General features: G+C 68.5%; 16 protein-coding genes and 1 pseudogene. 7 read left to right on the forward strand and 10 right to left on the reverse strand.

Annotated features, from left to right (window positions below; translation table 11 throughout):
• Both ACO2SS_RS27920 and ACO2SS_RS27925 read right to left on the reverse strand, forming a co-directional pair.
• Nucleotides 1–518: pseudogene (locus ACO2SS_RS27920) on the reverse strand (hypothetical protein); the annotation flags it as partial.
• A 92-nt stretch (nt 519–610) separates the two neighbouring features.
• Entirely contained in the window at nt 611–1678 is a 1068-nt protein-coding gene (locus ACO2SS_RS27925) for a threonine aldolase family protein (RefSeq protein WP_423281140.1), read from the reverse strand.
• A 72-nt stretch (nt 1679–1750) separates the two neighbouring features.
• On the opposite strand from ACO2SS_RS27925, the gene bla reads away from it, so the two are divergent.
• From bla to ACO2SS_RS27945, 4 genes are all read left to right on the forward strand, one after another.
• Nucleotides 1751–2638 (forward strand): class A beta-lactamase, encoded by an 888-nt coding sequence (bla, locus tag ACO2SS_RS27930; protein ID WP_423281141.1) that lies wholly within the window; start codon nt 1751–1753, stop codon nt 2636–2638.
• A gap of 87 nt (nt 2639–2725) precedes the next feature.
• Nucleotides 2726–3541, forward strand: a complete 816-nt coding sequence (locus tag ACO2SS_RS27935) for a class I SAM-dependent methyltransferase (RefSeq protein ID WP_423281142.1) — start codon at nt 2726–2728, stop codon at nt 3539–3541.
• 381 nt (nt 3542–3922) lie between these two features.
• Nucleotides 3923–8623, forward strand: coding sequence for a glutamate synthase large subunit (gene gltB / locus ACO2SS_RS27940; RefSeq protein ID WP_423281143.1), 4701 nt, complete (start codon nt 3923–3925; stop codon nt 8621–8623).
• A 143-nt stretch (nt 8624–8766) separates the two neighbouring features.
• Nucleotides 8767–10191, forward strand: coding sequence for a glutamate synthase subunit beta (locus ACO2SS_RS27945; RefSeq protein WP_423281144.1), 1425 nt, complete (start codon nt 8767–8769; stop codon nt 10189–10191).
• Nucleotides 10192–10206: 15 nt separating this feature from the next.
• Here ACO2SS_RS27945 and ACO2SS_RS27950 read toward each other — a convergent pair whose 3' ends face one another.
• The 3 genes from ACO2SS_RS27950 to galE form a co-directional block, all read right to left on the reverse strand.
• Complete coding sequence (locus ACO2SS_RS27950) at nt 10207–12813, reverse strand: methyl-accepting chemotaxis protein (RefSeq protein ID WP_423281145.1); 2607 nt, start codon at nt 12811–12813, stop codon at nt 10207–10209.
• 174 nt (nt 12814–12987) lie between these two features.
• Entirely contained in the window at nt 12988–14205 is a 1218-nt protein-coding gene (locus tag ACO2SS_RS27955) for a lytic murein transglycosylase (protein WP_423281146.1), read from the reverse strand.
• Nucleotides 14205–15197: a UDP-glucose 4-epimerase GalE gene (galE, locus tag ACO2SS_RS27960; protein WP_423281153.1), complete on the reverse strand. Its 993-nt coding sequence runs from the start codon at nt 15195–15197 to the stop codon at nt 14205–14207. The genes ACO2SS_RS27955 and galE overlap by 1 nt, the downstream gene beginning before the upstream one ends.
• Before the next feature lie 144 nt (nt 15198–15341).
• Here galE and galU point away from each other — a divergent pair, with 144 nt between their 5' ends.
• Genes galU through ACO2SS_RS27975 form a run of 3 tightly spaced genes read left to right on the forward strand, consistent with a single transcriptional unit; the run spans nt 15342 to nt 18127 of the window.
• The gene (gene galU / locus ACO2SS_RS27965; protein WP_423281154.1) at nt 15342–16205 is read left to right on the forward strand and encodes a UTP--glucose-1-phosphate uridylyltransferase GalU; all 864 of its coding nucleotides are present in this window, start codon (nt 15342–15344) and stop codon (nt 16203–16205) included.
• 7 nt (nt 16206–16212) lie between these two features.
• Complete coding sequence (locus ACO2SS_RS27970) at nt 16213–17442, forward strand: adenylate/guanylate cyclase domain-containing protein (RefSeq protein ID WP_423281147.1); 1230 nt, start codon at nt 16213–16215, stop codon at nt 17440–17442.
• Between the two features lie 58 nt (nt 17443–17500).
• Nucleotides 17501–18127, forward strand: a complete 627-nt coding sequence (locus tag ACO2SS_RS27975) for a TVP38/TMEM64 family protein (protein ID WP_423281148.1) — start codon at nt 17501–17503, stop codon at nt 18125–18127.
• 13 nt (nt 18128–18140) lie between these two features.
• Here ACO2SS_RS27975 and ACO2SS_RS27980 read toward each other — a convergent pair whose 3' ends face one another.
• The 5 genes from ACO2SS_RS27980 to ACO2SS_RS28000 all read right to left on the reverse strand — a co-directional run.
• A complete protein-coding gene (locus tag ACO2SS_RS27980) occupies nt 18141–19616 on the reverse strand; it encodes a tripartite tricarboxylate transporter permease (protein WP_423281155.1) in 1476 nt (491 codons plus the stop codon).
• A 38-nt stretch (nt 19617–19654) separates the two neighbouring features.
• A complete protein-coding gene (locus ACO2SS_RS27985; RefSeq protein ID WP_423281149.1) occupies nt 19655–20146 on the reverse strand; it encodes a tripartite tricarboxylate transporter TctB family protein in 492 nt (163 codons plus the stop codon).
• 368 nt (nt 20147–20514) lie between these two features.
• A complete protein-coding gene (locus tag ACO2SS_RS27990) occupies nt 20515–21999 on the reverse strand; it encodes an outer membrane beta-barrel protein (RefSeq protein ID WP_423281150.1) in 1485 nt (494 codons plus the stop codon).
• Between the two features lie 148 nt (nt 22000–22147).
• Nucleotides 22148–22714, reverse strand: coding sequence for a 16S rRNA (guanine(966)-N(2))-methyltransferase RsmD (gene rsmD, locus ACO2SS_RS27995; RefSeq protein WP_423281151.1), 567 nt, complete (start codon nt 22712–22714; stop codon nt 22148–22150).
• Nucleotides 22711–23147: hypothetical protein (locus ACO2SS_RS28000; RefSeq protein WP_423281152.1), on the reverse strand; the 437-nt coding region annotated here is incomplete at its 5' end. The genes ACO2SS_RS28000 and rsmD, both read right to left, overlap by 4 nt.

Consider the following 23147-nt stretch of genomic DNA (forward strand, 5'->3'; position numbering starts at 1 on the left):
GGATCGGCAGGGCGCGGCGCACGGGGCGCTGGTGCGTCGAATGTCGGCTCGGCCGGGCGTGCAGCCTGCCGGCCCGGAAGCGGCTCCAGATCCCTGTAGCGCGGGGCGTCCGGCATCTCCGGCGGCGCGTAGCCGCGGCGCGGGGCGGCGTAGCCGTCGAGACCGAAATCGTCGTCGAGCGGCTCGAGGCGGGCGATCGTCAGGGGCGTCTGCCTCAGGATCAGCCCGTCGAACGCGTCGACTTCGAGCCGGACCGCTCCTCCGCGCCGATCGGTCGCTTCCACGACATAGACGGAGCCGTCGAAACGGGGCCGGCCGACATCATCGAAGCCGCGATCCTCCAGCCGCTCCACGATGAGGTCGCGGGGCAGCGGACGCCGGTATTCCGGCGAGCCGTAGCCGTAAGCCGGCGGGGGCACGTTGTAGCTGTAGGTTCCGCCGTACCATTGCGCCGCCGCAGGCCCCGCGAGCCCGGCGATGGCAGCGCCGGCCACGAGGATGGACTTCAGGTTAAGCATTCTGCCTTTTCCCAGACGAGGCCGCGAATGTCGGGCCCGAATGGGGCGTCGCTGCGGCGGGGAGCTTACATTTCGGTAAGCTTGCCATTCTGTTACGCGCCGGAGCGCGCCGCGTTCAGGAACCCGTCAACGGAATCTTGCGTCGTGGTGAACGCGGTCACGAGCCTGACCAGCACCTCGTCCGGCCCGAGCGCCTCGCCGGCCGGCAGGCTCCTGTCGGACCAGGGATGGTAGACGGCGCCCGCGCGCCGAAGCGCCTCGTCGATGCCGCGCGGCAGGATGGCGAACACCTCGTTCGCCTCGGTCGGCCAGGCGAGCCGGGCGCCCGGCAGCGCCTTGACCCCCGCGGCGAGACGTTCCGCCATCGCGTTGGCGTGCCGGGCATTGTCGAGCCAATGCCCGCCGGCGAGGTAGCCCTCGAACTGTGCCGAGAGAAGCCGCCCCTTCGACAGGGTGTGGCCGGACCGCTTGCGGCGGCGGCGCAGCGTCCCGGCTAGGTCGGGATCGAACACGATCACGGCCTCCGCCGCGAGGCAGCCGTTCTTCGTGCCGCCGAAGGACAGGATGTCCACGCCGGACCGCCAGGTCATGTCAGCAGGCGAGCAGCCGAGCCGTACCAGCGCGTTGGCGAAGCGGGCCCCGTCCATGTGGAGCTTGACCCCGCGGGCATGGGCGACCTCGCCCAGCGCGGCGATCTCCTCGATGCCGTAGACGAGGCCGCATTCCGTCGCCTGCGAGATCGAGACGAGCTCGGCCGGCATCTGCTTCTCGTGCCGGGGCAGCCGGTCGACAGCCTCCGCGACGGAGCGGGGATCGATCTTCGCGCCGTTTCCCTGCAGCCCGAGAAGCTTGGCGCCGGCGGTGAAGAATTCCGGCGCGCCGCATTCGTCGTCGATGATGTGCGCCTCCTCGTGGCAGAGGCACAATCCCCAGGGAGACAGGACGGAGGCGAGCGCGAGTGCGTTGGCGGCCGTTCCCGTCGCTACCAGCACCACCTCGACCTCGCGCTCGAACAGCTCCGAGAACCGGGTGGTGAGCCCCGTCGTGATCGGATCAGCGCCATAGGCCGGCATCGGCCCCGCATTGGCAGCCACGATCGCGTCGAGCACCGGCTGGCTCGCTCCCGCGATGTTGTCGCTGGCGAAGTTGAGAGAGGGCACGGGGGCGTCCTGGATAGAGGTCGGGGCAGGGCGGCCTTATAAGGCAGGGCTCTGTTTCGCGGGAACAGCCTCATGCAACCCAGCCCAACGCGCCGCTTCCTGCTGCAGGCGAGCGCCCTGGCGGCAACCAGCCTTGGTGGCTTCGATTGTGCCCGGGCCGCCTCGGCGCGGGATCCGTCCGCCGAGATCGCTGCCGTCGAGGCGAAGCTCGGGGCGCGCGTCGGCGTGGCGGCCCTGGATGGTGCCACGAAGCAGAGGATTGCCTACCGCGGCGACGAACGCTTCCCGATGACCAGCACCTTCAAGATGCTGGCGGCCGCCTTCGTGCTCGCGCGGGTCGATCGGGGCGACGAGGACCTGGAGCGGCGCGTCCTGTTCAGCCCCGAGGACCTCGTCACCTATTCGCCGGTGACCAAGGACCGCACGCATGGGCAGGGAATGTCGCTCGCCGAACTGTGCGAGGCCGCCGTCGTGATCAGCGACAACACCGCCGGCAACCTCCTTCTGGCGAGTTTCGGCGGGCCGCAGGCCCTGACGGGCTTCGCGCGGTCGCTCGGTGACGACATGACCAGGCTCGACCGGATCGAGCCGGCCCTGAACGAGGCCGGGCCCGGCGACCCGCGGGATACCACGACTCCCTCGGCGATGCTGGAGACGATGCGCCAGCTGCTGGTCGGGGATGCGCTTGCTCCTCATTCCCGGGAGCGCCTCCTACGCTGGATGCGGGCGAGCGAGACGGGAAAGGCGCGGCTGCGCGCCGGCTTCCCGAAGGATTGGGCGGCCGGGGACAAGACGGGGTCCGGCGAGAACGGGACGGCCAATGACGTCGCCGTCGCGATCCGGCCGGACGGCACCCCGGTCCTGGTCGCTTGCTACATCACCGGATCGAAGGCGAACTCCGCCCGCCTCAACGAGACCCACGCGGAGGTAGCCCGAAAGATCGGGGCTGCGTGGCGCTAGCTTAGGCTCTCCGGCGGCCGCACCGCTTGTGAGTGAACCGCCGCGGGGGCTAGCCTCGCCGGGTCGCAGCCGTGCCGGAGCACCCCGATGGCAACGACCGATGTGGTCTTCGCGGGAGCGATCCCGGAGACCTATGACCGTCTCCTCGTCCCCATGCTCTTCGAGCCTTTCGCAGCCGACCTGGCGTTGCGGCTCGCGGCCGCGGGTCCGCGGAAAGTTCTCGAGACGGCCGCGGGAACGGGCGCCGTTACACGCGCGATCGCCGCGAAGCTGCCTGAGGCGGAGATCGTGGCGACGGATCTCAACGAGGGCATGCTGCACCAGGCGCGCTCGGCGCATGCCTGGGACGGCCGCGTCGCCTGGCGGCAAGCCGATGCGCTCGATCTCCCGTTTGAGGATGGCGCGTTCGACGCGGTGGTCTGCCAATTCGGCGTGATGTTCTTCCCTGACCGGATCCGCGGCTATCGGGAGGCGCTGCGCGTGCTCCGGCCGGGTGGCCTGTTCCTGTTCAATGCCTGGGACAGGATCTCGGAGAACGGCTTTCCGGCCACCGTGGCACCCGCGATCGCGGAGCTGTTCCCGCACAACCCGCCCGACTTCATGGCCAGGGTTCCGCACGGCTACCATGACGCCGGGCGGATCCGGGCGGATCTGCAGGAGGCGGGTTTCGACCGGGTCTCGATCAGCACAGTCACGGCCATCTCGCGGGCCGGCTCGGCCGAGGAGGTGGCCGTCGCGTTCTGCCAGGGGACGCCGCTGCGGGCCGAGATCGAAGCCCGGGATCCGTCGGGTCTGCCGGTCGCGACCGCCCATGCGGCCGAGGCGCTTCGCGAGCGGTTCGGGGACGGGCCGATCGAGGGCCAGATCCAGGCTCTCGTCGTGGCGGCGTTGCAGCAACCCTGACCGGAAAAAGCGGTTGCGCATGGCAGCCCCGCAAGACGCGGCAGTGTCAATGCTTCCGCTTGTGCTCGGGTTTCAAATCTGTCACGTTCAAAACTAGGACAGCGGTGCTGTCCCAAACCTCGGCTTCGGCCGCCAAGGCTTTCGTCCCGTGACACGCATCGTAACAATAAAACGAGACGTGATCGGTGCCCGCGCCAAGCGGGCTGTGCGGGTGCGCGCGGGCTAGAGAGCCGGCGAGACGCCCGCGGGAGCGGGCGCGAGACGGGACGCGGCCGCCCAGTTGGAACAGGCAGCGTAACGTCCGGGCAGTTTTCTTGCATTCGGGCGGACCGCCGCTGGGGTCTGTGTGTTGCCATTCGGCAAACGGATGCAGGAAACGGTATGGGCGCGCATCTGAACGGCAGTGAGGATCTGGAAACGCGAGCAGGGCGCCTCCCGGCGCCGCTCATCGTCCGCGATCCCGCCATGCCCAAAGCCGAGGGGCTTTACGATCCCTCGACCGAGCGGGATTCCTGCGGCGTCGGCTTCATCGCCGACATGAAGAACCGCCAGAGCCACGCGATCGTCCAGCAGGGCCTGCAGATTCTCCTGAACCTCGACCATCGGGGCGCCGTCGGCGGCGACCCGACCATGGGCGACGGCTGCGGCATCCTCGTCCAGATCCCGCATCGCTTCTTCGCCGAGGAATGCGCCGAACTCGGCCTCGGGCTGCCGGAAGCCGGGCATTACGGCATCGGGCACTTCTTCATGCCGCGTGATCCGGAAGCCTTCCGGGCGGTGGAGGAGATCGTCACGGCGGCCGTCGAAAGCGAAGGTCTGACGCTGCTCGGTTGGCGCGACGTCCCGGTCCGGTCGGAGGATCTCAGCCCGTCCGTCGCCGCCACGGAGCCCCGGCACCGCCAGATATTCATCGGTTCCCCCAAGCCGATCGAGGATGGCGAGACCTTCGAGCGCCAGCTCTTTATCCTGCGCAAGGTCATCTCGAACGCCGTCTACACGCGGCAGGATGCGGCGCTCGCCAAGTTCTATCCCGTCTGCCTGTCGGCCCGGACCATCGTCTACAAGGGCATGGTCCTCGTCACCCAACTCGGGCGCTACTACAAGGACCTCGAGGATCCTCGTTTCGAGAGCGCGATCGCGCTCGTCCACCAGCGCTTCGCCACCAACACCTTCCCATCCTGGCGCCTCGCGCATCCCTACCGGTTCGTCGCGCATAACGGCGAAATCAACACGCTGCGCGGCAACGTGAACTGGATGGCGGCGCGGCAGGCCTCGGTCGATTCCGAGCTCTTCGGCAACGACATCTCGAAGCTCTGGCCGATCTCCTATGAAGGCCAGTCGGACACGGCCTGTTTCGATAACGCCCTCGAATTCCTCCTCCGGGGCGGCTACTCGCTGGCGCACGCCATGATGATGCTCGTGCCGGAGGCCTGGGCGGGCAACCCGCTCATGGACGAGGACCGGCGCGCCTTCTACGAGTATCACGCCGCCCTGATGGAGCCCTGGGACGGCCCGGCCGCCATCGTTTTCACGGACGGCCTCCAGATCGGCGCGACGCTCGACCGCAACGGCTTGCGCCCCGCCCGCTTCCTCGTCACCGACGATGGTCTGGTCGTGCTCGCCTCCGAAGCAGGCGTCCTGCCCATCCCCGAGGAGAAGATCGTCCAGAAGTGGCGGCTGCAGCCGGGCCGCATGCTGCTGATCGACCTGGAGCAGGGCCGCATCGTCGAGGACGAGGAGATCAAGCGCGAACTCGCGACCGCCAATCCCTACAAGGAATGGCTGAAGCGCACCCAGATCGTGCTGGAGGATCTCCGCAAGGTCGAGCCGCGCCAGCCTCGCACGGACGTCTCGCTGCTCGATCGCCAGCAGGCCTTCGGCTACACGAGCGAGGACCTGAAGCTGCTGATGGCCCCGATGGCCGTCACCGGCCAGGAAGCCGTCGGCTCCATGGGCAACGACACGCCGATCTCGGCCTTGTCGCAGAAGTCGAAGCTTCTCTACACCTACTTCAAGCAGAACTTCGCCCAGGTCACGAACCCGCCGATCGACCCGATCCGCGAGGAACTCGTGATGAGCCTCGTGTCCTTCATCGGGCCGCGGCCGAACATCCTCGACCTGGAGGGAACGTCCCGCCGCAAGCGGCTCGAGGTGCGGCAGCCGATCCTCACGAACGAGGATCTGGAGAAGATCAGGTCCATCGGCCATTTCGAGGACCGCTTCGACACGAAGACGCTCGACATGACCTACCCGGCCGAGCTCGGCGCAGCCGGGCTCGAGGGCGCGCTCGAGCGGCTCTGCGATCGCGCGGAGGCGGCCGTCAATGGCGGCTACAACATCATCGTGCTGTCCGACCGTGGCGTTGGGCCGGATCGCATTCCTCTGCCGGCGCTGCTCGCGACGGCGGCCGTCCACCATCACCTGATCCGGCGTGGCCAGCGCACCTCGGTCGGGCTCGTGCTCGAGACGGGCGAGCCGCGCGAGGTGCACCATTTCGCCTGCCTGGCCGGCTATGGCGCTGAGGCCATCAACCCCTATCTCGCCTTCGAGACGCTTCTCGGCATGAAGGAGGATCTCCCTGAGGAGGTCGACGAGAAGGAGATCATCTACCGCTACATCAAGTCGATCGACAAAGGCCTGCTGAAGGTTATGTCGAAGATGGGCATCTCGACCTACCAGTCCTATTGCGGCGCGCAGATCTTCGACGCTGTCGGGCTTCGGTCGGACCTCATCGAGAAGTATTTCTTCGGAACGGCCAGCACCATCGAGGGCGTCGGGCTCGCAGAGATCGCCGAAGAGACGGTCCGCCGCCACCGCGACGCCTTCGGCGACGCGCCGGTGCTCCGCAATGCGCTCGATATCGGCGGCGACTACGCCTACCGCTTGCGCGGCGAGGCGCATGTCTGGAGCCCCGACACGGTGGCGACGCTCCAGCACGCTGTTCGCCTGAACGCCGAGGAGCGCTATCGCGAGTTCGCGCGCCTCGTGAACGAGGGCGAGAACCAGCTTCGCACCGTGCGGGGCCTCTTCCGCATCAGGGGCGCGGAGGAGATCGGCCGCAAGCCGATCCCCCTGGACCAGGTCGAGGCCGCCGCCTCCATCGTGAAGCGCTTCTCCACCGGCGCAATGTCCTACGGGTCGATCTCGAAGGAGGCCCACGAGACGCTCGCGCTCGCCATGAACCAGATCGGCGGCAAGTCGAACACGGGTGAGGGCGGCGAGCTGCCCGAGCGCTTCCGCAGGCTGCCGGACGGCCGCTCCAAGCGCTCCGCCATCAAGCAGATCGCGTCCGGACGTTTCGGCGTGACCACCGAGTATCTCGTCAACTCGGACATGATGCAGATCAAGGTCGCTCAGGGTGCGAAGCCCGGGGAGGGCGGCCAGCTTCCGGGCCACAAGGTGGACGCGAAGATCGCGAAGGTCCGGCACTCGACGCCGGGCGTTGGCCTGATATCGCCGCCGCCACACCACGACATCTACTCGATAGAGGATCTGGCGCAGCTGATCTTCGACCTGAAGAACGTGAACCCCGGCGCGGACGTGTCGGTGAAACTCGTCTCCGAGGTTGGCGTCGGCACCGTCGCGGCGGGCGTCGCCAAGGCGCGTGCGGACCACATCACGGTGTCGGGCTACGAGGGCGGTACGGGCGCGGCGCCCCTCACCTCCATCAAGCATGCGGGGTCGCCCTGGGAGATGGGCCTTGCCGAGACCCAGCAGACGCTCGTGCTCAACAAGCTGCGCGGCCGCGTCGCCCTACAGGCGGATGGCGGAATCCGCACTGGCCGCGACGTCCTGATCGCCTTCCTGCTCGGGGCCGACGAGGTCGGGTTCTCGACCGCGCCGCTGATCGCCGCGGGCTGCATCATGATGCGCAAGTGCCACCTGAACACCTGCCCGGTGGGCGTGGCCACACAGGACCCGGTGCTGCGCAAGCGCTTCAAGGGCCAGCCGGAGCATGTGGTGAACTACATGTTCTTCGTGGCCGAGGAGGTGCGCGAGATGATGGCTTCGCTCGGCATCGCGTCCGTGGACGAGCTCGTGGGCCGATCCGACTTCCTCGATCAGGAAAAGGCGATCCACCATTGGAAGGCGAGCGGGCTCGATCTGTCCCGGGTCTTCCACAAGCCCGAGGTCGGGCCGGAGATCGCGATCCGGCATGTCGAGCGGCAGCACCACCCGATCGATAAGGTCCTCGACCTGGAACTGATCGGAAAGGCGCGCGCCGCCATCGAGGGCGGAGAGGCCGTTACGATCGACGCGAAAGTCGGGAACGTGGACCGCACCGTCGGCGCCATGCTCTCGGGCGAGGTCGCCAAGGCCCACGGCCATGCCGGCCTGCCGGACGACACCATCACCGTGAAGCTGCGCGGCACCGCCGGCCAGAGCTTCGGCGCCTGGCTCGCGGCGGGCGTCACGCTTTCGCTCGAGGGCGAGGCGAACGATTACGTCGGAAAGGGCCTGTCCGGCGGCAAGCTCGTCATCCGTCCGCCGCAGGAGACGAAGTCCGTCGCCGAGCGCTCGATCATCGTGGGCAACACGGTGCTCTACGGGGCGATCGCGGGCGAGTGCTATTTCCGCGGCGTCGCGGGCGAGCGCTTCGCGGTGCGCAACTCGGGCGCGATCGCGGTCGTCGAAGGCACGGGCGACCACGGCTGCGAGTACATGACGGGCGGCGTGGTGGTCGTCATCGGACAGACCGGGCGCAACTTCGCGGCCGGCATGTCCGGAGGCATCGCCTATGTCCTCGACGAGGACGGCACCTTCGCCAAGCGCTGCAACCTCTCCATGGTCGACCTCGAGCCCGTCGAGGAGGAGGAAGACCTGATGCAGCGCTTCCACCAGGCCGGCGATCTCGAGACGAAGGGCCGGATCGACATCCTGGCGGACATGTCCCGCGGCGACGAGGAGCGGCTGACATCGCTCCTCAAGAACCACCTCGCGTACACGGACTCGGCGCGGGCGAGGGAGATCCTGGACAACTGGGCCGAGTACCGGACCAAGTTCGTCAAGGTCATGCCCGTCGAGTACCGCCGCGCCATCCGCGAGATGGAGCGTGGCCGGATGCTGCAGGCGGCGGAGTGACGGGACGCGGCGGATAAGGCCGCGTCATCCCCGGCCGAGCGGCAGCGCGGCGCGGGGATCTCCATCAAGATTGGGCGGTGAGGGCGCCGCATTCGTCCCGAGATGGCCGAGCCGAGCTCGACCATGACGTTGAAAGACAAGCCATGGGCAAGGTCACAGGGTTTCTCGAATACGACCGGCAGGAGCAGAAGTATCAGCTCGCCGGCGAGCGCGTGCGCCATTTCCGCGAGTTCACGCTCCCGCTCGACGACGGCGACCTGCGCAAGCAGGCGGCGCGGTGCATGGATTGCGGCATTCCGTTCTGTCACGGCCCGACGGGCTGCCCGGTGCACAACCAGATACCGGACTGGAACGACCTCGTCTTCCAGGACGACTGGTACGAGGCGCATCGCAACCTGCACTCGACCAACAACTTCCCCGAATTCACCGGCCGCATCTGCCCAGCGCCCTGCGAGGAAGCCTGCACGCTGAACCTCGAGAACCAGCCCGTTACGATCAAGACGATCGAGCAGGCCATCGCCGACAAGGCCTGGGAGAGCGGCTGGATCAAGCCGGAGCCGGCCGAGACCAAGACCGGTAAGCGCGTCGCCGTCATCGGGTCAGGCCCGGCGGGCCTCGCCGCCGCACAGCAGCTTGCCCGGGTCGGGCACGACGTCCACGTCTTCGAGCGCGAGCCGAGCGCCGGCGGCCTGCTTCGCTATGGCATCCCCGACTTCAAGATGGAGAAGCACCACGTCGAGCGCCGGGTGGCGCAGATGCGGGCCGAGGGGGTCGTGTTCCATTTCGGGGTGGATGTCGGCGTGACCCGTACGCTCGCCTCTTTGGAAGCAGAGTTCGACGCCGTGCTGCTCGCCGGTGGTGCCGAGGCGCCCCGCGATCCGCAGCTGCCCGGACAGGATCTCCAGGGCGTCCACTTCGCCATGCCGTTCCTGGTGCAGCAGAACCGCCGGGTCGGCGGCGAGGACGTGAGCGAGGAGGAGCCGATCTATGCGGCCGGCAAGCACGTCGTCGTCATCGGCGGCGGCGATACGGCGTCCGATTGCGTCGGCACCTCGTTCCGGCAGGGCGCGCTCTCCGTGACCCAGCTCGACATCCGCATGAAGCCGCCGGAGCGCGAGGACAAGCTGACCGTGTGGCCGTATTGGCCGACCAAGATGCGCACCTCCTCGAGCCAGGCGGAGGGGGCCGAGCGCGAGTTCCAGGCGGCGACGCTTCGTGTCGAGGGCAAGAAGGGCCGCGTCACGGGCGTGGTCTGCGCCCGCGTGGACGAGAAGCGGCAGCCCATTCCCGGCAGCGAGTTCGTGCTGCCGGCCGACCTCGTCTTCCTGGCGATTGGGTTCGCGGGACCGAAGGAGGAGGGCCTCCTCGCCGAAGCGGCGGTGGATCGCGACCGCCGGGGCAACGTGCTGGCGAACGACCGTGACTACCGCACCTCGCGGGAGAAGGTCTGGGTGGCGGGCGACCTGCGCCGCGGCCAGTCACTCGTGGTCTGGGCCATCCGCGAGGGCCGCCAGGCGGCCCGCGCGATCGACGAGGCGCTCATGGGCGCCAGCGTCCTTCCCGCCTGAGACGTCGGGAGGAGCTTAGAACTCCTCCCAGTCCTCGTCGTTCGAGGGTTCGAGGTTCAGGGCCGTGTTGCCCTGAACCAGCATCAGCGGCTTGCCGCTCCGCTTTCCCGAATGGCTGGGGCCGGCCGCCGGGCGCACCGTCGCTTGTTCCGGCTCCGACGCGCCGGTCCGGAACCTGCCGATCAGCCGGGCCAGTTCCTCCACCTCGCGGGCGAGGGCGTGGCTCGCCGCGGTGGATTGCTCCACCATGGCGGCATTCTGCTGCGTCACCTGGTCCATCTGGTTCACGGCCGAGTTGACCTCGGCGAGGCCGGTCGACTGCTCGCGCGCCGAGGCGGCGATCTCGCCGACGATGCCGTTGATCTCGGCTACCTGAGCCACGATCCGCTCCAGGCTCTTTCCCGTTTCGCCGACGAGCTGGACGCCCGTCGAGACCTGCGCGCCCGAGCTCGAAATGAGCGCCTTGATCTGCTTGGCCGCGTCGGCCGAGCGCTGGGCCAGCGCGCGGACCTCCGAGGCGACCACCGCGAAGCCACGACCGGCTTCGCCCGCGCGCGCCGCCTCGACGCCCGCATTGAGGGCCAAGAGACTCGTCTGGAAGGCGATCTCGTCGATGACGCCGATGATCTGCGAGATTTCCCTCGCCGAGCGCTCGATCTCGCCCATGGCGGCAACCGCCTCCCGGACGATGGAGCCCGACCGCTCAGCGTCGCCGCTCGCGCTCACGACGACGTCTCGCGCGTGGCCGGCGCCTTCGGCGGTCTTCCGCACGGTTGCGGTGATCTCGTCCAGGGCTGCGGCGGTCTCCTCGAGCGAGGCGGCCTGCTGCTCCGTGCGCCGCGAGAGGTCATCCGCGGCGTTGCTCACCTCGTTCGTGCCGGTGCGGATCGCCTCCGCGTTGCCGGCGACGACCTGCATCGTCTGCTGCAACTCCGTCATGGCCAGGTTGAAGTCCGTCCGCAGCTTCTCGTATTCCGCCGCGAAGGGTTGCTCGAGGCGGTAGGTGAGGTCGCCCTGGGAGAGGTTCTCGAGACCCTGCGCGACGGCCGCCACCACGGCCTGCTGCTCGGCGGCGTGCCGCTCGCGGGCTGCCTCGTTGGCCTGACGCTCCGCCTCGATCTCGGCCGCCTTCTCGGCGCTTTCGCGCTCGAGCCGGAGCTTCTCGATGCCCGCCTCCTTGAAGGTCAACACGGCCTTCGACATCTCGCCGATCTCGTCCCGGCGCTCCGTTCCCGGCACCTCGGCCTCGTGGTCGCCGGCCGCGAGGCGCTTCATGGCCTCGACAAGCTGCTGGACGGGACGGACGATGCTGCTTCCGACCAGCATGGACAGTGCGAACCCGAGCGCGATGGCGAAGAGCACGCCGCCCCCGAGTAGCCAGAGCGCCTTCTCCCGGGCCAGATCGATGGCTGCAAGCTCGCGCGCGGCGACCTCCTGTGCCTCGCTCGCCACGCTGGCGACGGAGCGGGACAGCTCGGTCCGAAGCTGGAGTTCCGCGGCGTTCGCGTCGAGGATCTCGGGAATGCTGTTGCGGTACTCGGTGATCTTGCCGAGCAGCCCCTCGATGACCTTGTTCTGCCCGGACTTGTCAACCTTGTAGTAGATTTCCAGCGCAGCCTTCGCGAGCGTCGCAGCGGCGGCGTCCATGGCGGGCGCGGCCGATTCGTTCCCGGTGCGGATCAGCTCGATCTCCGCCGATTGTGCGGTCCGGGCGGCCACGATCGCGGTCGTGCTGAGGCTCAGGAGCTCCGTCCCGGTGGCGATGCGATCGCGCGCCTGCTCCATCCGGGCCTGGACCGCACTCTGGAGATTGAGCACCTGGCCGTCGATAGCCTGCAGATCGCCCTGGAGGGCGCCGCCGGCCGTGCCGAGATCCTCGAGTTCTCCCGCGGCCGTGGTACGCTTCATGGCTTCACGATAGAGATCCAGGCTCGCGAGCGCCTTCTCGGTCGATCCCTTCAGTTCCGGCGTCTGCGCGATCCGGCGGAGCAGGACCGCAGCGAGGTTGGCAGTGCGCTCCGCCTGGGCGCGCTGCTCGGCATCCTCGGCGATCTTCGCTTCGACCCCGCGGAGCTGGAAGACGGAGCGGCTCACATGCGCCAGGCTCGCAGCCACCGAGTTGAGGGCGACCTGCTGCGCGGTTCCCGCGGCCGAGTCCTTGACCGCGGAGGCGAGGCCCTCTTCCTGAGCCTTGGCGATGTCGCCGGCAACGCCCTGGAACTCGTCCACGAGGGCCTTGTGCGCCTGCTGCAGCTGGTTCTTCGAAAGCTGACGCTGCGTGAGCTGAGCGAGCCCGCCCTCGAAGGCACCCAGAGCCTTGTCCATCCGGCCCGCCGCATCCGAGACCGCGGGATCGGAGCTCTCGCCCATTCGTCCGACGGCTGCTCGCACGTCAGCCAGCGCCGCGCGGACCTGCGGGTCGTCCTTGGCCCTGCCGCTTGCCAGAGCTCGCTCGGCGGCTAGGGCCAGCCGGCTGCTATCTCCGCGAAGGGTCTGGGCGACAACGGCCCGGTCCGCCCCGCCCGAGAACGTGTCGAGGCTCCGCCAGCCCACAGCTGCGACCCCGACGGTCAGCAGCAGAACCAGAAAGAACCCGCCAAAAATGCGCAGCCTGACGCTCACAGTCGAACCCCCTTTTTCGAGGTAAGAAGCTCGGCTGAAGTAATTAATCAGGGCTGAAAAGGACGACGAACCTTAGAGTTTGCCTAAGGCCTGATTAATCCCGGCGTCCTTTGCTTGTAGTATCCGCTGATCGGGATCAAAGGATCCGGCGATGACAGATTTCTGGCTTGCAACTCAGCGTCGTAGTGCGTCGAGCACAGCGCGGTCGGCATATCCGTCGGGGAGAAGGCCTCGCGAGATCTGGAACCGCCGCACGGCGTCGCGAGTCTGCGCTCCGAACTTGCCGTCGGTGAGCCCCCCGTAGAACCCGAGATCCGCAAGCCGGCGATGCACCTCGCGCCGATCATCCCCGTCCAGGGCCGGTGTACTTGGCCATGCCTGCCTCAGGGGAGGGCTGCCCGCGATCCGATCCGACAGGAGTCCAATGGCAAGCGCGTAGGCGTCCGAGGTGTTGTAGGCCCTGATCGCTTCCCAGTTGTCCGTGAGGATGAAGGCCGGACCCTCGATGCCGGCCGGAAGGAACAGGCGTCCAAGGCCTGCGCGTGGAAGAGCGCGGCCATCCGCGCGACTCACGCCGAGCTTGGCCCAAGCGGCAAGATCGCGATCGTGGACGGCAAGGTCGAGGCCTTCCGGCAACCGGACCTCGACGCCCCAGGGCAGATCCGCCTTCCAGCCGGATCGCGCCATGAAGTGGCCGATGGAGGCGAGCACGTCCGGGACCGAGCGCCAGATGTCGCGCCGGCCGTCGCCGTCGCCGTCGACCGCGTGGGCCAGAAAGCTCGACGGCATGAATTGCGGCTGCCCCATCGCGCCGGCCCACGAGCCCTTGAGTTCGGCGCGCGCAAGATGGTCCTCCTCCAGGATCCGGAGCGCCGCGATCAACTCGCCTCGGAAGAAATCCTTCCGCGTGCCTACCGTAGCCAGCGTGGCAAGGGACCGGATGGTGTCGAAATCCCCGCTCGCGGCCCCGTAGCCGCTTTCAGAGGCCCAGATCGCGAGGATGACCTCCCCGGGCACGCCGTATGCCCCCTCCACGCGGGCGAGGGCGTCACGCCAGCGCTCCGCGAGCGCGCGGCCCTGGTTGATCCGCGCCGTCGACACCGCCCCGGTGACATAGGCCGAGATCGGCCGGCTGAACTCCCCCTGCTTCCGGGTCAGCGCCGCGACTCTCGGGTCCGGCTCGAGCCCACGAAAGGCTTCCTCGAAGCTTCCGCGGGATATTCCGGCCGCCTTCGCGTCGGGCCAGAGGTCCTGGACAAACTGCCGGAACGTGCCGCTCTCGCTGCGCGCGGGTCTTGCGGCCGGGGGCGGCGCAGGCTGGCCGGCGGCCTGCATTCCCGTGAGGGCCAGCGCTGCTGCCAGCGCGAGCCGGATTCCGGCATGCCGCCCCATCAGGCGGCCGGGGCGCGCTCTGCCAGGTGACGCTCCCAGGCGAGCGCCTGGCCCACGATCTCTTCCAGATCGTCGTGCTGCGGCACCCAGCCAAGCTCCTTCCGGATGCGGTCTGCCTTCGCGACGATCGCGGCCGGATCTCCGGCGCGGCGCGGCGACAGCTTCACGGGGAAGTCCACCCCCGAGACCCGCTTCATCACCTCGATCACCTCCAGCACCGAATAGCCGCGGCCATAGCCGCAATTCAGCGTCAGGCTGTCGCCCTCGCGGCGCAGATGGTCGAGCGCCGAGAGATGCGCATTGGCGAGGTCGGAGACCTGGATGTAGTCGCGAATGCAGGAGCCGTCGCGCGTCGGATAGTCGGTTCCGAAGACCTCCAGCGCCGGGCGCTGGCCGAGCGCGGTTTGGGCGGCGACCTTGATCAGGTGCGTCGCGGCAGGCGTCGATTGCCCGCTCCGGCCGGCCGGATCGGCCCCGGCGACGTTGAAGTAGCGAAGGGCGACATAGTTGATGTCGTGCGCCCGCCCGGCATCCTCCAGCATCCACTCGGTCATCAGCTTCGAGCGCCCATACGGCGACATCGGGTTCTTCGGCATGTCTTCCCCGACGGGCTCGCTCGATGTCTCGCCATAGACGGCCGCAGTCGACGAGAAGATGAAGTGGCCGACGCCGCAGCGAACCGCCGTCTCGATCAGGCTCCGCGACTTTGCGGTATTGTTCAGGTAGTAGCCGAGCGGGTCGGACACCGATTCCGGCACCACGATCTTGGCCGCGAAGTGGGTTATCGCTTCCACCCGGTGCTCTTCAATGGTGCGCGCGACGAGGTCCTGGTCGCCCACGTCCCCGACCACGAGCTTCGCCTGTGGCGGTACGGCCCATTCGAAGCCCGTGGAGAGGTTGTCGAGCACCACGACGTCCTCGCCGCGATCAACCAGCGCCAGGGCCATGTGGCTGCCGATGTAACCCGCCCCGCCCGTGACCAGCACCGCCATCGAACTCACCCTCTCCGCATCTGCCTTGGCCGTTAGCAGCCTTGCGCTTCACAACCCGTGAAGCCATTGAGTTAGCAAGACACGACCGCTGGTGGCTGCATCCGCGTCCACGAGCCGCATATGCCCAAGGATATCGATCTTCACATGAAGCGCATCCGCAAAGCAGTCTTGCCCGTAGCGGGCCTGGGGACGAGGTTCCTGCCGGCGACGAAATCCGTGCCGAAGGAGATGCTCACCGTCGTCGACCGGCCCGTGATCCAGCACGTCGTGGACGAGGCCTGGGAGGCCGGCATCGAGCACTTCGTGTTCGTGACGGGCCGTAACAAGGGCGTGATCGAGGATCACTTCGACATGGCCTACGAACTGGACGCGACCCTGAAGGAGCGCGGGAAGACCAAGGAGTTCGAGGCCCTCCAGCGCGACCTGCCGAAGGCCGGCCAGACCAGCTTCACGCGCCAGCAGGCCCCGCTCGGCCTCGGCCATGCGGTCTGGTGCGCCCGCGAGATCGTGGGCGACGAGCCTTTCGCCGTCATCCTCCCGGACATGCTGAGCCGTGGCTGCATGAGCCAGATGGTCGCCGCCTACGAGCGCCACGGCGGCAACCTCATGGCCGTGGAGGAGGTGCCCGAGGACCAGACGCATCAGTACGGGATCGTGGCCAAGGGCGAGGAGTTCGGCGACAGCTTCCGGATCACCGGGATGGTCGAGAAGCCCCCGAAGGGAACCGCTCCCTCCAATCTCATCATCTCCGGCCGCTACATCCTCCAGCCCGAGATCTTCGAGATTCTCTCCGCGCACGAGAAGGGCGCGGGTGGCGAGATCCAGCTCACCGATGCCATGAAGCGGCTGGCGGAGAAGCAGGACTTCTTCGGCCTGCGCTATCGCGGCCGGACCTACGACACGGGCAACAAGCTCGGGTTCCTGATGGCGAACGTGGCCTACGCGCTCGAGCGCGATGACCTCGCCGCGCCATTCCGGGCCGAGCTAGAGGCGCTCCTCAAGCTCTGAGGCCGCGATGGACCGGGACGCGCTCGACCGTATCGGCCTCCTCGCCGCGCAGGCCGGGATCGCGGGCGTCTCCGAGCCCGAGCTGCTGCGCAAGTTCTGCCGGCTCCTGAACGAGGCCGGCCTGCCGGTCGCGCGCGCCACCGTCGCGATCGACACGCTCCACCCGGTGCACGAGGGCCGCGTCTTCCGCTGGCGCCGGGACAGGAGCGACGAGACCGAGATGCGGGAATATGGCCGCATCGGCCAGGGCGGCGACGCCTATGAGAGCTGGCGACGCTCGCCCTTCTTCCACATGCTGCAGAACGGCCTTCCCGCCATGGATCGGGCGCTAGGGCCGGATTGCATCGACGATTTCCCGATCCTCAAGGAGTACTTCGACGAGGGTCTCACGGGGTGGCTCGCGCTCGTGGACCGTTTCAAGCCCGACCGCACCATCGGCGAGATGGACTGCATCTATTCGTCCTGGCTCACTGACCGGCCGGGCGGCTTCAGGCCGGAGGAGGTCGCAGCGCTGCGGCGGCTCGTCCCATCGCTGGGGCTGGCCATGAAGAGCGCCTCCCTCGCCCGTATCGCCGAGACGCTCGTCGAGACCTATCTGGGCCGCGATGCCGGCCGGCGCGTGCTGCAGGGCCGCATCGAACGGGGCGTCGCCGAGCGGATGGACGCCGTGCTCTGGTTCAGCGACCTGCGCGGCTTCACGGGCATCACGGATTCCGTGTCGCCGGGCGAGGTCATCCCGCTGCTCAACGACTATGCCGACGCCACCATCTCGGCCATCCACGAGGCCGGGGGCGATGTCCTGAAGCTCATCGGCGATGGTACGCTCGCCATCTTCACGGCCGCCCGGAACGAAGAGGCATGCAACTGCGCCCTCAAGGCGGAAGCGCTGATGCGGACGCGCGTGGTCGAGGTCAATGCCCGGCGCGCGGAGGCGGGCCTTGCCACGACGTCCCCCTACCTCAGCCTGCATATCGGCGAGGTCTATTACGGGAATATCGGCTCGCAGGAGCGGCTCGACTTCACGGTGATCGGCCCGGCCGTCAACGAGGTCAGCCGCATCGGGACGATGTGCCGGTCGGCGGAGCGCGATGTCCTGATGTCCTCCGCTTTCGTCGAGGCGGCGCGCCCCGAGGACCGCGAGAAGTTCGTGTCCGTCGGGCGCTATGCCCTGCGAGGCATTGGCCGGGCCCAGGAGCTGTTCACGCTCGAACCCGGTCAGAGGAATGCCGGAATCTGACGCCATCCTGAGACGTGGCCGGCGCTGACATGCTTGATCCTTCCGGCCGAGTGCGAGCGTGACGGCCTATATCCTCGAATCCTCCACTCTCTACCTTGAGCAGGTCGGCATCTGGTCGGCGGCGCTCGCGGTGGCGATCATCTTCGTGTTCGGGGCCCTCGTGGCGGTCCCGCGCCCGCTTCTCTCCATCATCTGCGGCCTCGCCTTCGGCTGGTGGGGCCTGCCGCTCGCGGTGGTCTCGGCCGGGTTTGGGGCCGCCCTGGTCTTCGTTGTCGGCCGGCACCTCCTTCGTCCCCGCGTCTGGTCCAGGCTGAAGCGCAGGCGGCTGGCCCAGGCCGCCGTGCGGGCCGTCGAACTGGAGGGGTTCCGGGCCGTCTTGCTGCTGCGGATGAGCCCGCTCCTGCCGTCGAGCGTGCAGAGCTACATGTTCTCGATCACGTCGCTGACCTTCACGCAGTACATCGCCGGCACCGTGCTCGGGACGCTGCCGGCGATCGCCCTCCAGGTCTGGACCGGGACCCTCGGGCGCGCAGTCCTCGCCGGCGAGGTGGCGCCCGGCGCGATGGTGCTGTGGAGCTTCGGAGTGGTCGCGCTCATCGTGGCGACCTTCCTGATCGGCGCCCGCATACGGCTGGTCCTTGCGGCCGACATGGCGGACGAAGGCGAAAGGCGCGCAGCGGCTTGACGCCCAGCGAGGATCAGGCGGGCGCCCGGGCACCCGCCAGTCTCGCGCCGGCCCGGCGATAGAGCATCGCGGCGATCGGCCAGGCAAGGCAGCAGATCGTGATGGCGGCCAGCACCGCCGAGACCGGCCGCTCGAAGAACGGCATCAGGCTTCCGTCGGACTTGATCAGCGACGTCACGAAGCTCTGCTCGAACATCGTGCCCATCACGATTCCGAGCACCATGGCGGCGACCGGGTACCCGTTCCGCTCCATGACATAGCCGATCATGCCGAAGACCGCGACGACGAGCACCCCGAAGAGGTTGTTGCCGATCGCGAAGCTGCCGACCGCGCAGCAGAGCAGGATCACCGGCATGATGGCCGAGCGCGGCGCCCGCAGGATGATGCTCGATCCGCGGATCATCATGATGCCGAGCGGGATCATGATGATGTTGGATATGACGAAGATGTAGTAGAGCGCGTACATGCTGGACGCGCGCTCGGTGAAGAGCGTCGGGCCCGGGTTGAGCCCCTTCATGAACAGGACGCCGATCGCGATCGCCGTAATCGTGTCGCCCGGGATCCCGAAGAGCAGCGACGGCACCCAGCCGCTGGCGAGGCTCGCATTGTTGCTCGCACCCGCCTCGATAAGCCCTTCCGGATGGCCGGTACCGAACTTCTCAGGGGTCTTCGAGAACCGCTTGGACATCGCGTAGGAGACCCAGGCCGCCATGTCGGCCCCGGCCCCGGGCAGCACGCCGATGATGATGCCGACGATGTTCCCGCGCACCTGCTGCTGCGGGTAGCGCTTGGTCAGCGCCCATTGACCTTTAAGGATGCTGCCGAAGCGTCGGCGGGGCAGGGGCGGCGGATCCGCCGTGATCAGGGCGCGCATCACCTCGGAGACGGCAAAGACGCCGACGAGCGCCGGGATCGGCTCGACGCCGCTGAGCAGGTCGGTGCTGCCGAAGGTGAAGCGAGGGAGGCCGGCAGGATTTTCCATGCCGATGCAGGAAATCAGCAGGCCGAGCAGCATGGCCGCGATCGCCTTCACAGGCGAGGATCGGGCGACGAGGGTCGCGCACATGAGGCCGAGGGCCGCAAGCCAGAAATATTCGAAGGTCGAGAAGCCGAGCGCGAATTCCGCCAGGATCGGCGCCGTGACGACCAGCGACGCTGTGCCGACGATCCCGCCGATGGCGCTGAACCAGAGGCAGATCCCGAGCGCCGTTTCCGCCTCGCCCTTGCGGGTCATCGCATAGGCTTCGTCCGTATAGGCGGCGGAAGCCGGCGTGCCCGGTATCCTGAGGAGGCATCCGGGGATGTCGCCGGAGAAGATGGCCATCGCGGAGGCCGTGATGATGGTCGCGATGGCCGCGATGGGGGAGAGATAGAAGGTGATCGGCACGAGGAGGGCCGTCGCCATCGTGGCCGAGAGCCCGGGAAGGGCGCCGACGACAAGGCCATAGATGGCCGAGAGCAGGATCGCGAGGAGCACGTCCGGCTGCATGACGAGCCGGGCCGCTTCGATGAACACGTCCATAGGGGCTACCAGGGCATCGGCACGAGCCCTGCCGCGAGCGGAACGCGCAGGAGCTTGTAGAAGGCGAGGTGGACGAAAGGTGGCGCGACGATCGCCAGCCCGACCGCAAGGCGCCAGTTTGCGCCGAGGAAGCGCGCCAGCACGAGCACCATGAGGCCGGCCGTCAGGATGAAGCCGAGCGTTTCGACGGCCAGCCAGTAGAAGATGAGAAGCGCCGGCGGGATGAGCGCCCGAAGGCCAAATAGTGGACCCCGTGCCCTGGCAGGCTCGGGCGGCGCCATGTCGGCGACCGCCGCCTCCGCCTCCTCCTCGAACCGATGGCCGATCCGAAGCGCGATGAGGACGCCGCAGATGACCAGCCCGATCCCTACGACCAGGGGAAACACATTCGGCCCGACCTGCTGGCCGGGAACCGGCGGGAGAAGCGAGCCCGCATAGGCGGCAACGACACCCAGGGCCGCGATGGAGAGGCCGCTGACGCGGTCGGAGAGCTGCATCGGCTCAGGCGTCCGATGGAATTCGCGCCGAGCCGGGCGGGCGCTGGCATGGGCGGCCGGGAGGCCTGCGTCGCGGGCAGCCCATGCCAGCCCAGCCACAGGGGAGCCCTGCTGCCCTCACGCCATTCCTCCAGAAGGTGGCCGCTTACGTGCGGCGCTTAACGCCATTTGGAGTTCATCGCCGGGAACGGGTCAAGCAGATCGCGACGCACAGGCCGCGATGGCGGCCAGGCAAGTGGCGCAGCCACGAGATAAGCCTCCGGCGTGTCGCACTAGGGCATCAGCCTTTCGGCGAAGAGGTCGGGCTCTGTGCGAAGGATTCGGCTGGCCGCCTGTGCTTGAACGCTTTTCGGGGCGGGCTGAGCCGGTCAGGGCGCGAAGCGCATGCCGACGAGGAAGACGTTAGCCGTGTAGCTGGAATTGGGGATGGAGCTCTCGAGCCGCTCCCAGTTGTAGCTCGCCCGGATGGCGACGGAGCGGTTGAGCTTCCACTCGGCACGGAGAAGTGCGCCGTATCCCCGCTCCTCGATCGGGACGCCCTGGTAGTCGTAATCCGAGACGGTCAGGCCGGCGGTGAGGATGAGGTTGCGCCGTAGCGCATGCGACACCTCCACCAGGCCGCGGAGGGTCTGTACCCCCCTGGCGTCGGCCACGGTGGTCTCGTCCACCGTCGCGGACGCCGTTGCCCTGATGGTCGTCAGCGGCGTCATGGCCCAGACGAGCGAGGCGTCGAGGAGCGGGCTCGTCAGGTTTCCGAGCCGCGGGTCGTCGTAGCGGCGATCGATGGCGCCCGCCGCGATCTCGCCCGTGATCAGGCGCGTGATCTCGAACGTCGTTCCCGCACGGCCGCCGATCCCGTCCGAGCTCCGCGCGAAGCCGGAATTATCGATCCGCTGGTCGTAGACCCGCGTGTCCGCCAGCACCTCGACGAACGGGATAAAGCCCGGCGTAACCTCGTAGCCGAGCCGTCCGCGGAGCCCGTATTGCGTGACGTTGCGGTCGCTCTGGTCGATCACGATCCCGCTTGGCGTCTGCGCATTCTCGTAATCGGTGCGATCGATCGTACCCTGGATCGACGCGACAAGGCGGTTGAACCGCTGCGTCACCCCGAGGGTGCCGCCCTCGCTGAAGATGAGCGGGCGCGTCCTCACGGGGGAAGCGAGGTCGGGGCTGTCCGGCCGCTGCGTGTCGATCAGGTAACGCCCTTCGACGTTGATCTGCGTATCGCGCAACAGATCGAGGCGCAGGCCGATCCGGCCGGCTCCCTCGGGCCGGCTGGCTTCAGGAACTGACGGATACTCGTTGTAGGCGCCCCGCAGGAAGCCGGACAGTTCGTGCCGGGACCAGTCGCTCTGCAAGCGCAACTCGCCTTCCGTGTGCGACACGAAGGAGCCCTTCCGGTCCTGGGTCCGGTTCGGGTTGGAGTCGTAGCCGATCGACTGCTCGATTGCGGGAAACAGTGTGAGGCCGCCCGTCCGGATGCCGAGCGAGGCATAAGGATCCTCCTCGGCGAGGCGCCGCCTCGGCAGCGGAGGAGGGGTCGTCCGCAGCGCCAGCTCGGGATCGGGCACGCCGTTGAGTTGCGGCTGCACGTCGGGTGCGAGCGAGGGCGGGTTCAGCGTCGACCGGAACGGTGTGCCCGGCAGCGCCTGGACGGGGTTGCGGGACCGGCGCGTGGTCGGGCGCGGAGGGCGGCTCGGCCGCCGGATCCCGATCGGCGGGACGGTTCCGATGGCGGGTTCGGCGTTCTGGACGGACAGGCCCGTGTTGCCGGTCGGAGCCATGCTGCCCGTGACGACCGGGTCGCCGGGGCCGGCCGTCCCGCGAAGCTGCGCGGCAGCCTTCCCCGTCAACGCGACGAGGAGCGCGGCAGCGGCAGTCGCCGTCAGAAGATGGGGTCGCGTCCGGTCCAGGGCGCACCTCGGCGCAAGATGAGGAGCCGTCGCGAAAACTGTGACGGTACTTAACGAGCGCTAAAGAGGTGCAGTTAAGGAAGCGTAATCAGGATGAACTAGGGCGGCTGAACCGCGCGAAGGTGAGCTCGCTTTCGCCTGCCGAACGGCGCTCCAACTCCGTAAAACCTGCCGGGAGCTGGAAGACGCCGGCGCGTTCCTCGACGATCGCCAGCGCGCCAGGCTCGAGCCAGCCGCCCTCGGCGGCCGAGGTGAGGGCAGGGCCGGCAAGGTTCCGCCCATAGGGCGGATCGCAGAACAGCAGCGAGAAGGAGCCGTTCTGGGCGGCGGGGCCGAGCCGGGTCGCGTCGCGTCGAAAGATGCGGGTCGACCCACCGAGGCCGAGCCGTTCGACATTCTCCCGGATCAAGCCACGCGCCGTTGCGTCGTCGTCGACGAGGAGCGCGAAGGCTGCGCCGCGGGAGACCGCCTCGATGCCGAGCGCGCCGGTGCCGGCGAACAGGTCGATGACCCGCGCCTCCCGCACCGCGTCGTCATAGGCGTGAGCGAGGACGTTGAAGAGCGCCTCCCGGAGGCGGTCCGATGTCGGGCGGATGGCGTCCGAACTCGGGCCGGCCAGCGGGCGCCCGCGCAGCCGGCCGCCGACGATCCTCACGAGACCGCCTCAGTGTCCACGACCTCGGGGCGGCCCGCCGGGCTTGCCGCCCGGGCGCCCCCCTGGCCTGGGTTTCCCGCCCCCCGGACCGCTTCGGCCCGGACCGCCGGCAGGACGTCCTCCTCCGGGACGGCCGAAGGGGCGAGCGCCGCTCCGCTCCTCGCGATCACGGCCGAATCCGCCGCCGGCCGGGCGCTTTGGCCTGGCAGGCCGGTCATCATCCGCGCGCGCCGCCCGGGGCGGACGGTCAGGGCGAGGGGGCCGCTCTGCCCGGTCTTCCCGCCGCGGCCGGCGCGGTTTCGCGTCGGGGTCGGACACAAGCCGCTCGACCAGGACACGCCGTCCCTCCGGAGCCGCGATCGCACCGACCCGCTGGCGTTCGCGGGCCGCTGAAGCTTGCCGCTCCGCCCTCGGGTCCTCCCGACGCGGGTGC

The sequence above is a fragment of the Enterovirga sp. CN4-39 genome, assembly GCF_049446235.1.
Lineage (GTDB): Bacteria > Pseudomonadota > Alphaproteobacteria > Rhizobiales > Beijerinckiaceae > Enterovirga.

Bases quoted from the DNA above. Each gene is read 5' to 3' on its own strand.
- bla (WP_423281141.1), top strand. From the start codon at position 1,751: ATGCAACCCAGCCCAACGCGCCGCTTCCTGCTGCAGGCGAGCGCCCTG.
- ACO2SS_RS27935 (WP_423281142.1), top strand. From the start codon at position 2,726: ATGGCAACGACCGATGTGGTCTTCGCGGGAGCGATCCCGGAGACCTAT.
- gltB (WP_423281143.1), top strand. From the start codon at position 3,923: ATGGGCGCGCATCTGAACGGCAGTGAGGATCTGGAAACGCGAGCAGGG.
- ACO2SS_RS27945 (WP_423281144.1), top strand. From the start codon at position 8,767: ATGGGCAAGGTCACAGGGTTTCTCGAATACGACCGGCAGGAGCAGAAG.
- ACO2SS_RS27955 (WP_423281146.1), bottom strand. From the start codon at position 14,205: ATGGGGCGGCATGCCGGAATCCGGCTCGCGCTGGCAGCAGCGCTGGCC.
- galE (WP_423281153.1), bottom strand. From the start codon at position 15,197: ATGGCGGTGCTGGTCACGGGCGGGGCGGGTTACATCGGCAGCCACATG.
- galU (WP_423281154.1), top strand. From the start codon at position 15,342: ATGAAGCGCATCCGCAAAGCAGTCTTGCCCGTAGCGGGCCTGGGGACG.
- ACO2SS_RS27970 (WP_423281147.1), top strand. From the start codon at position 16,213: ATGGACCGGGACGCGCTCGACCGTATCGGCCTCCTCGCCGCGCAGGCC.
- ACO2SS_RS27980 (WP_423281155.1), bottom strand. From the start codon at position 19,616: ATGCAGCCGGACGTGCTCCTCGCGATCCTGCTCTCGGCCATCTATGGC.
- ACO2SS_RS27985 (WP_423281149.1), bottom strand. From the start codon at position 20,146: ATGCAGCTCTCCGACCGCGTCAGCGGCCTCTCCATCGCGGCCCTGGGT.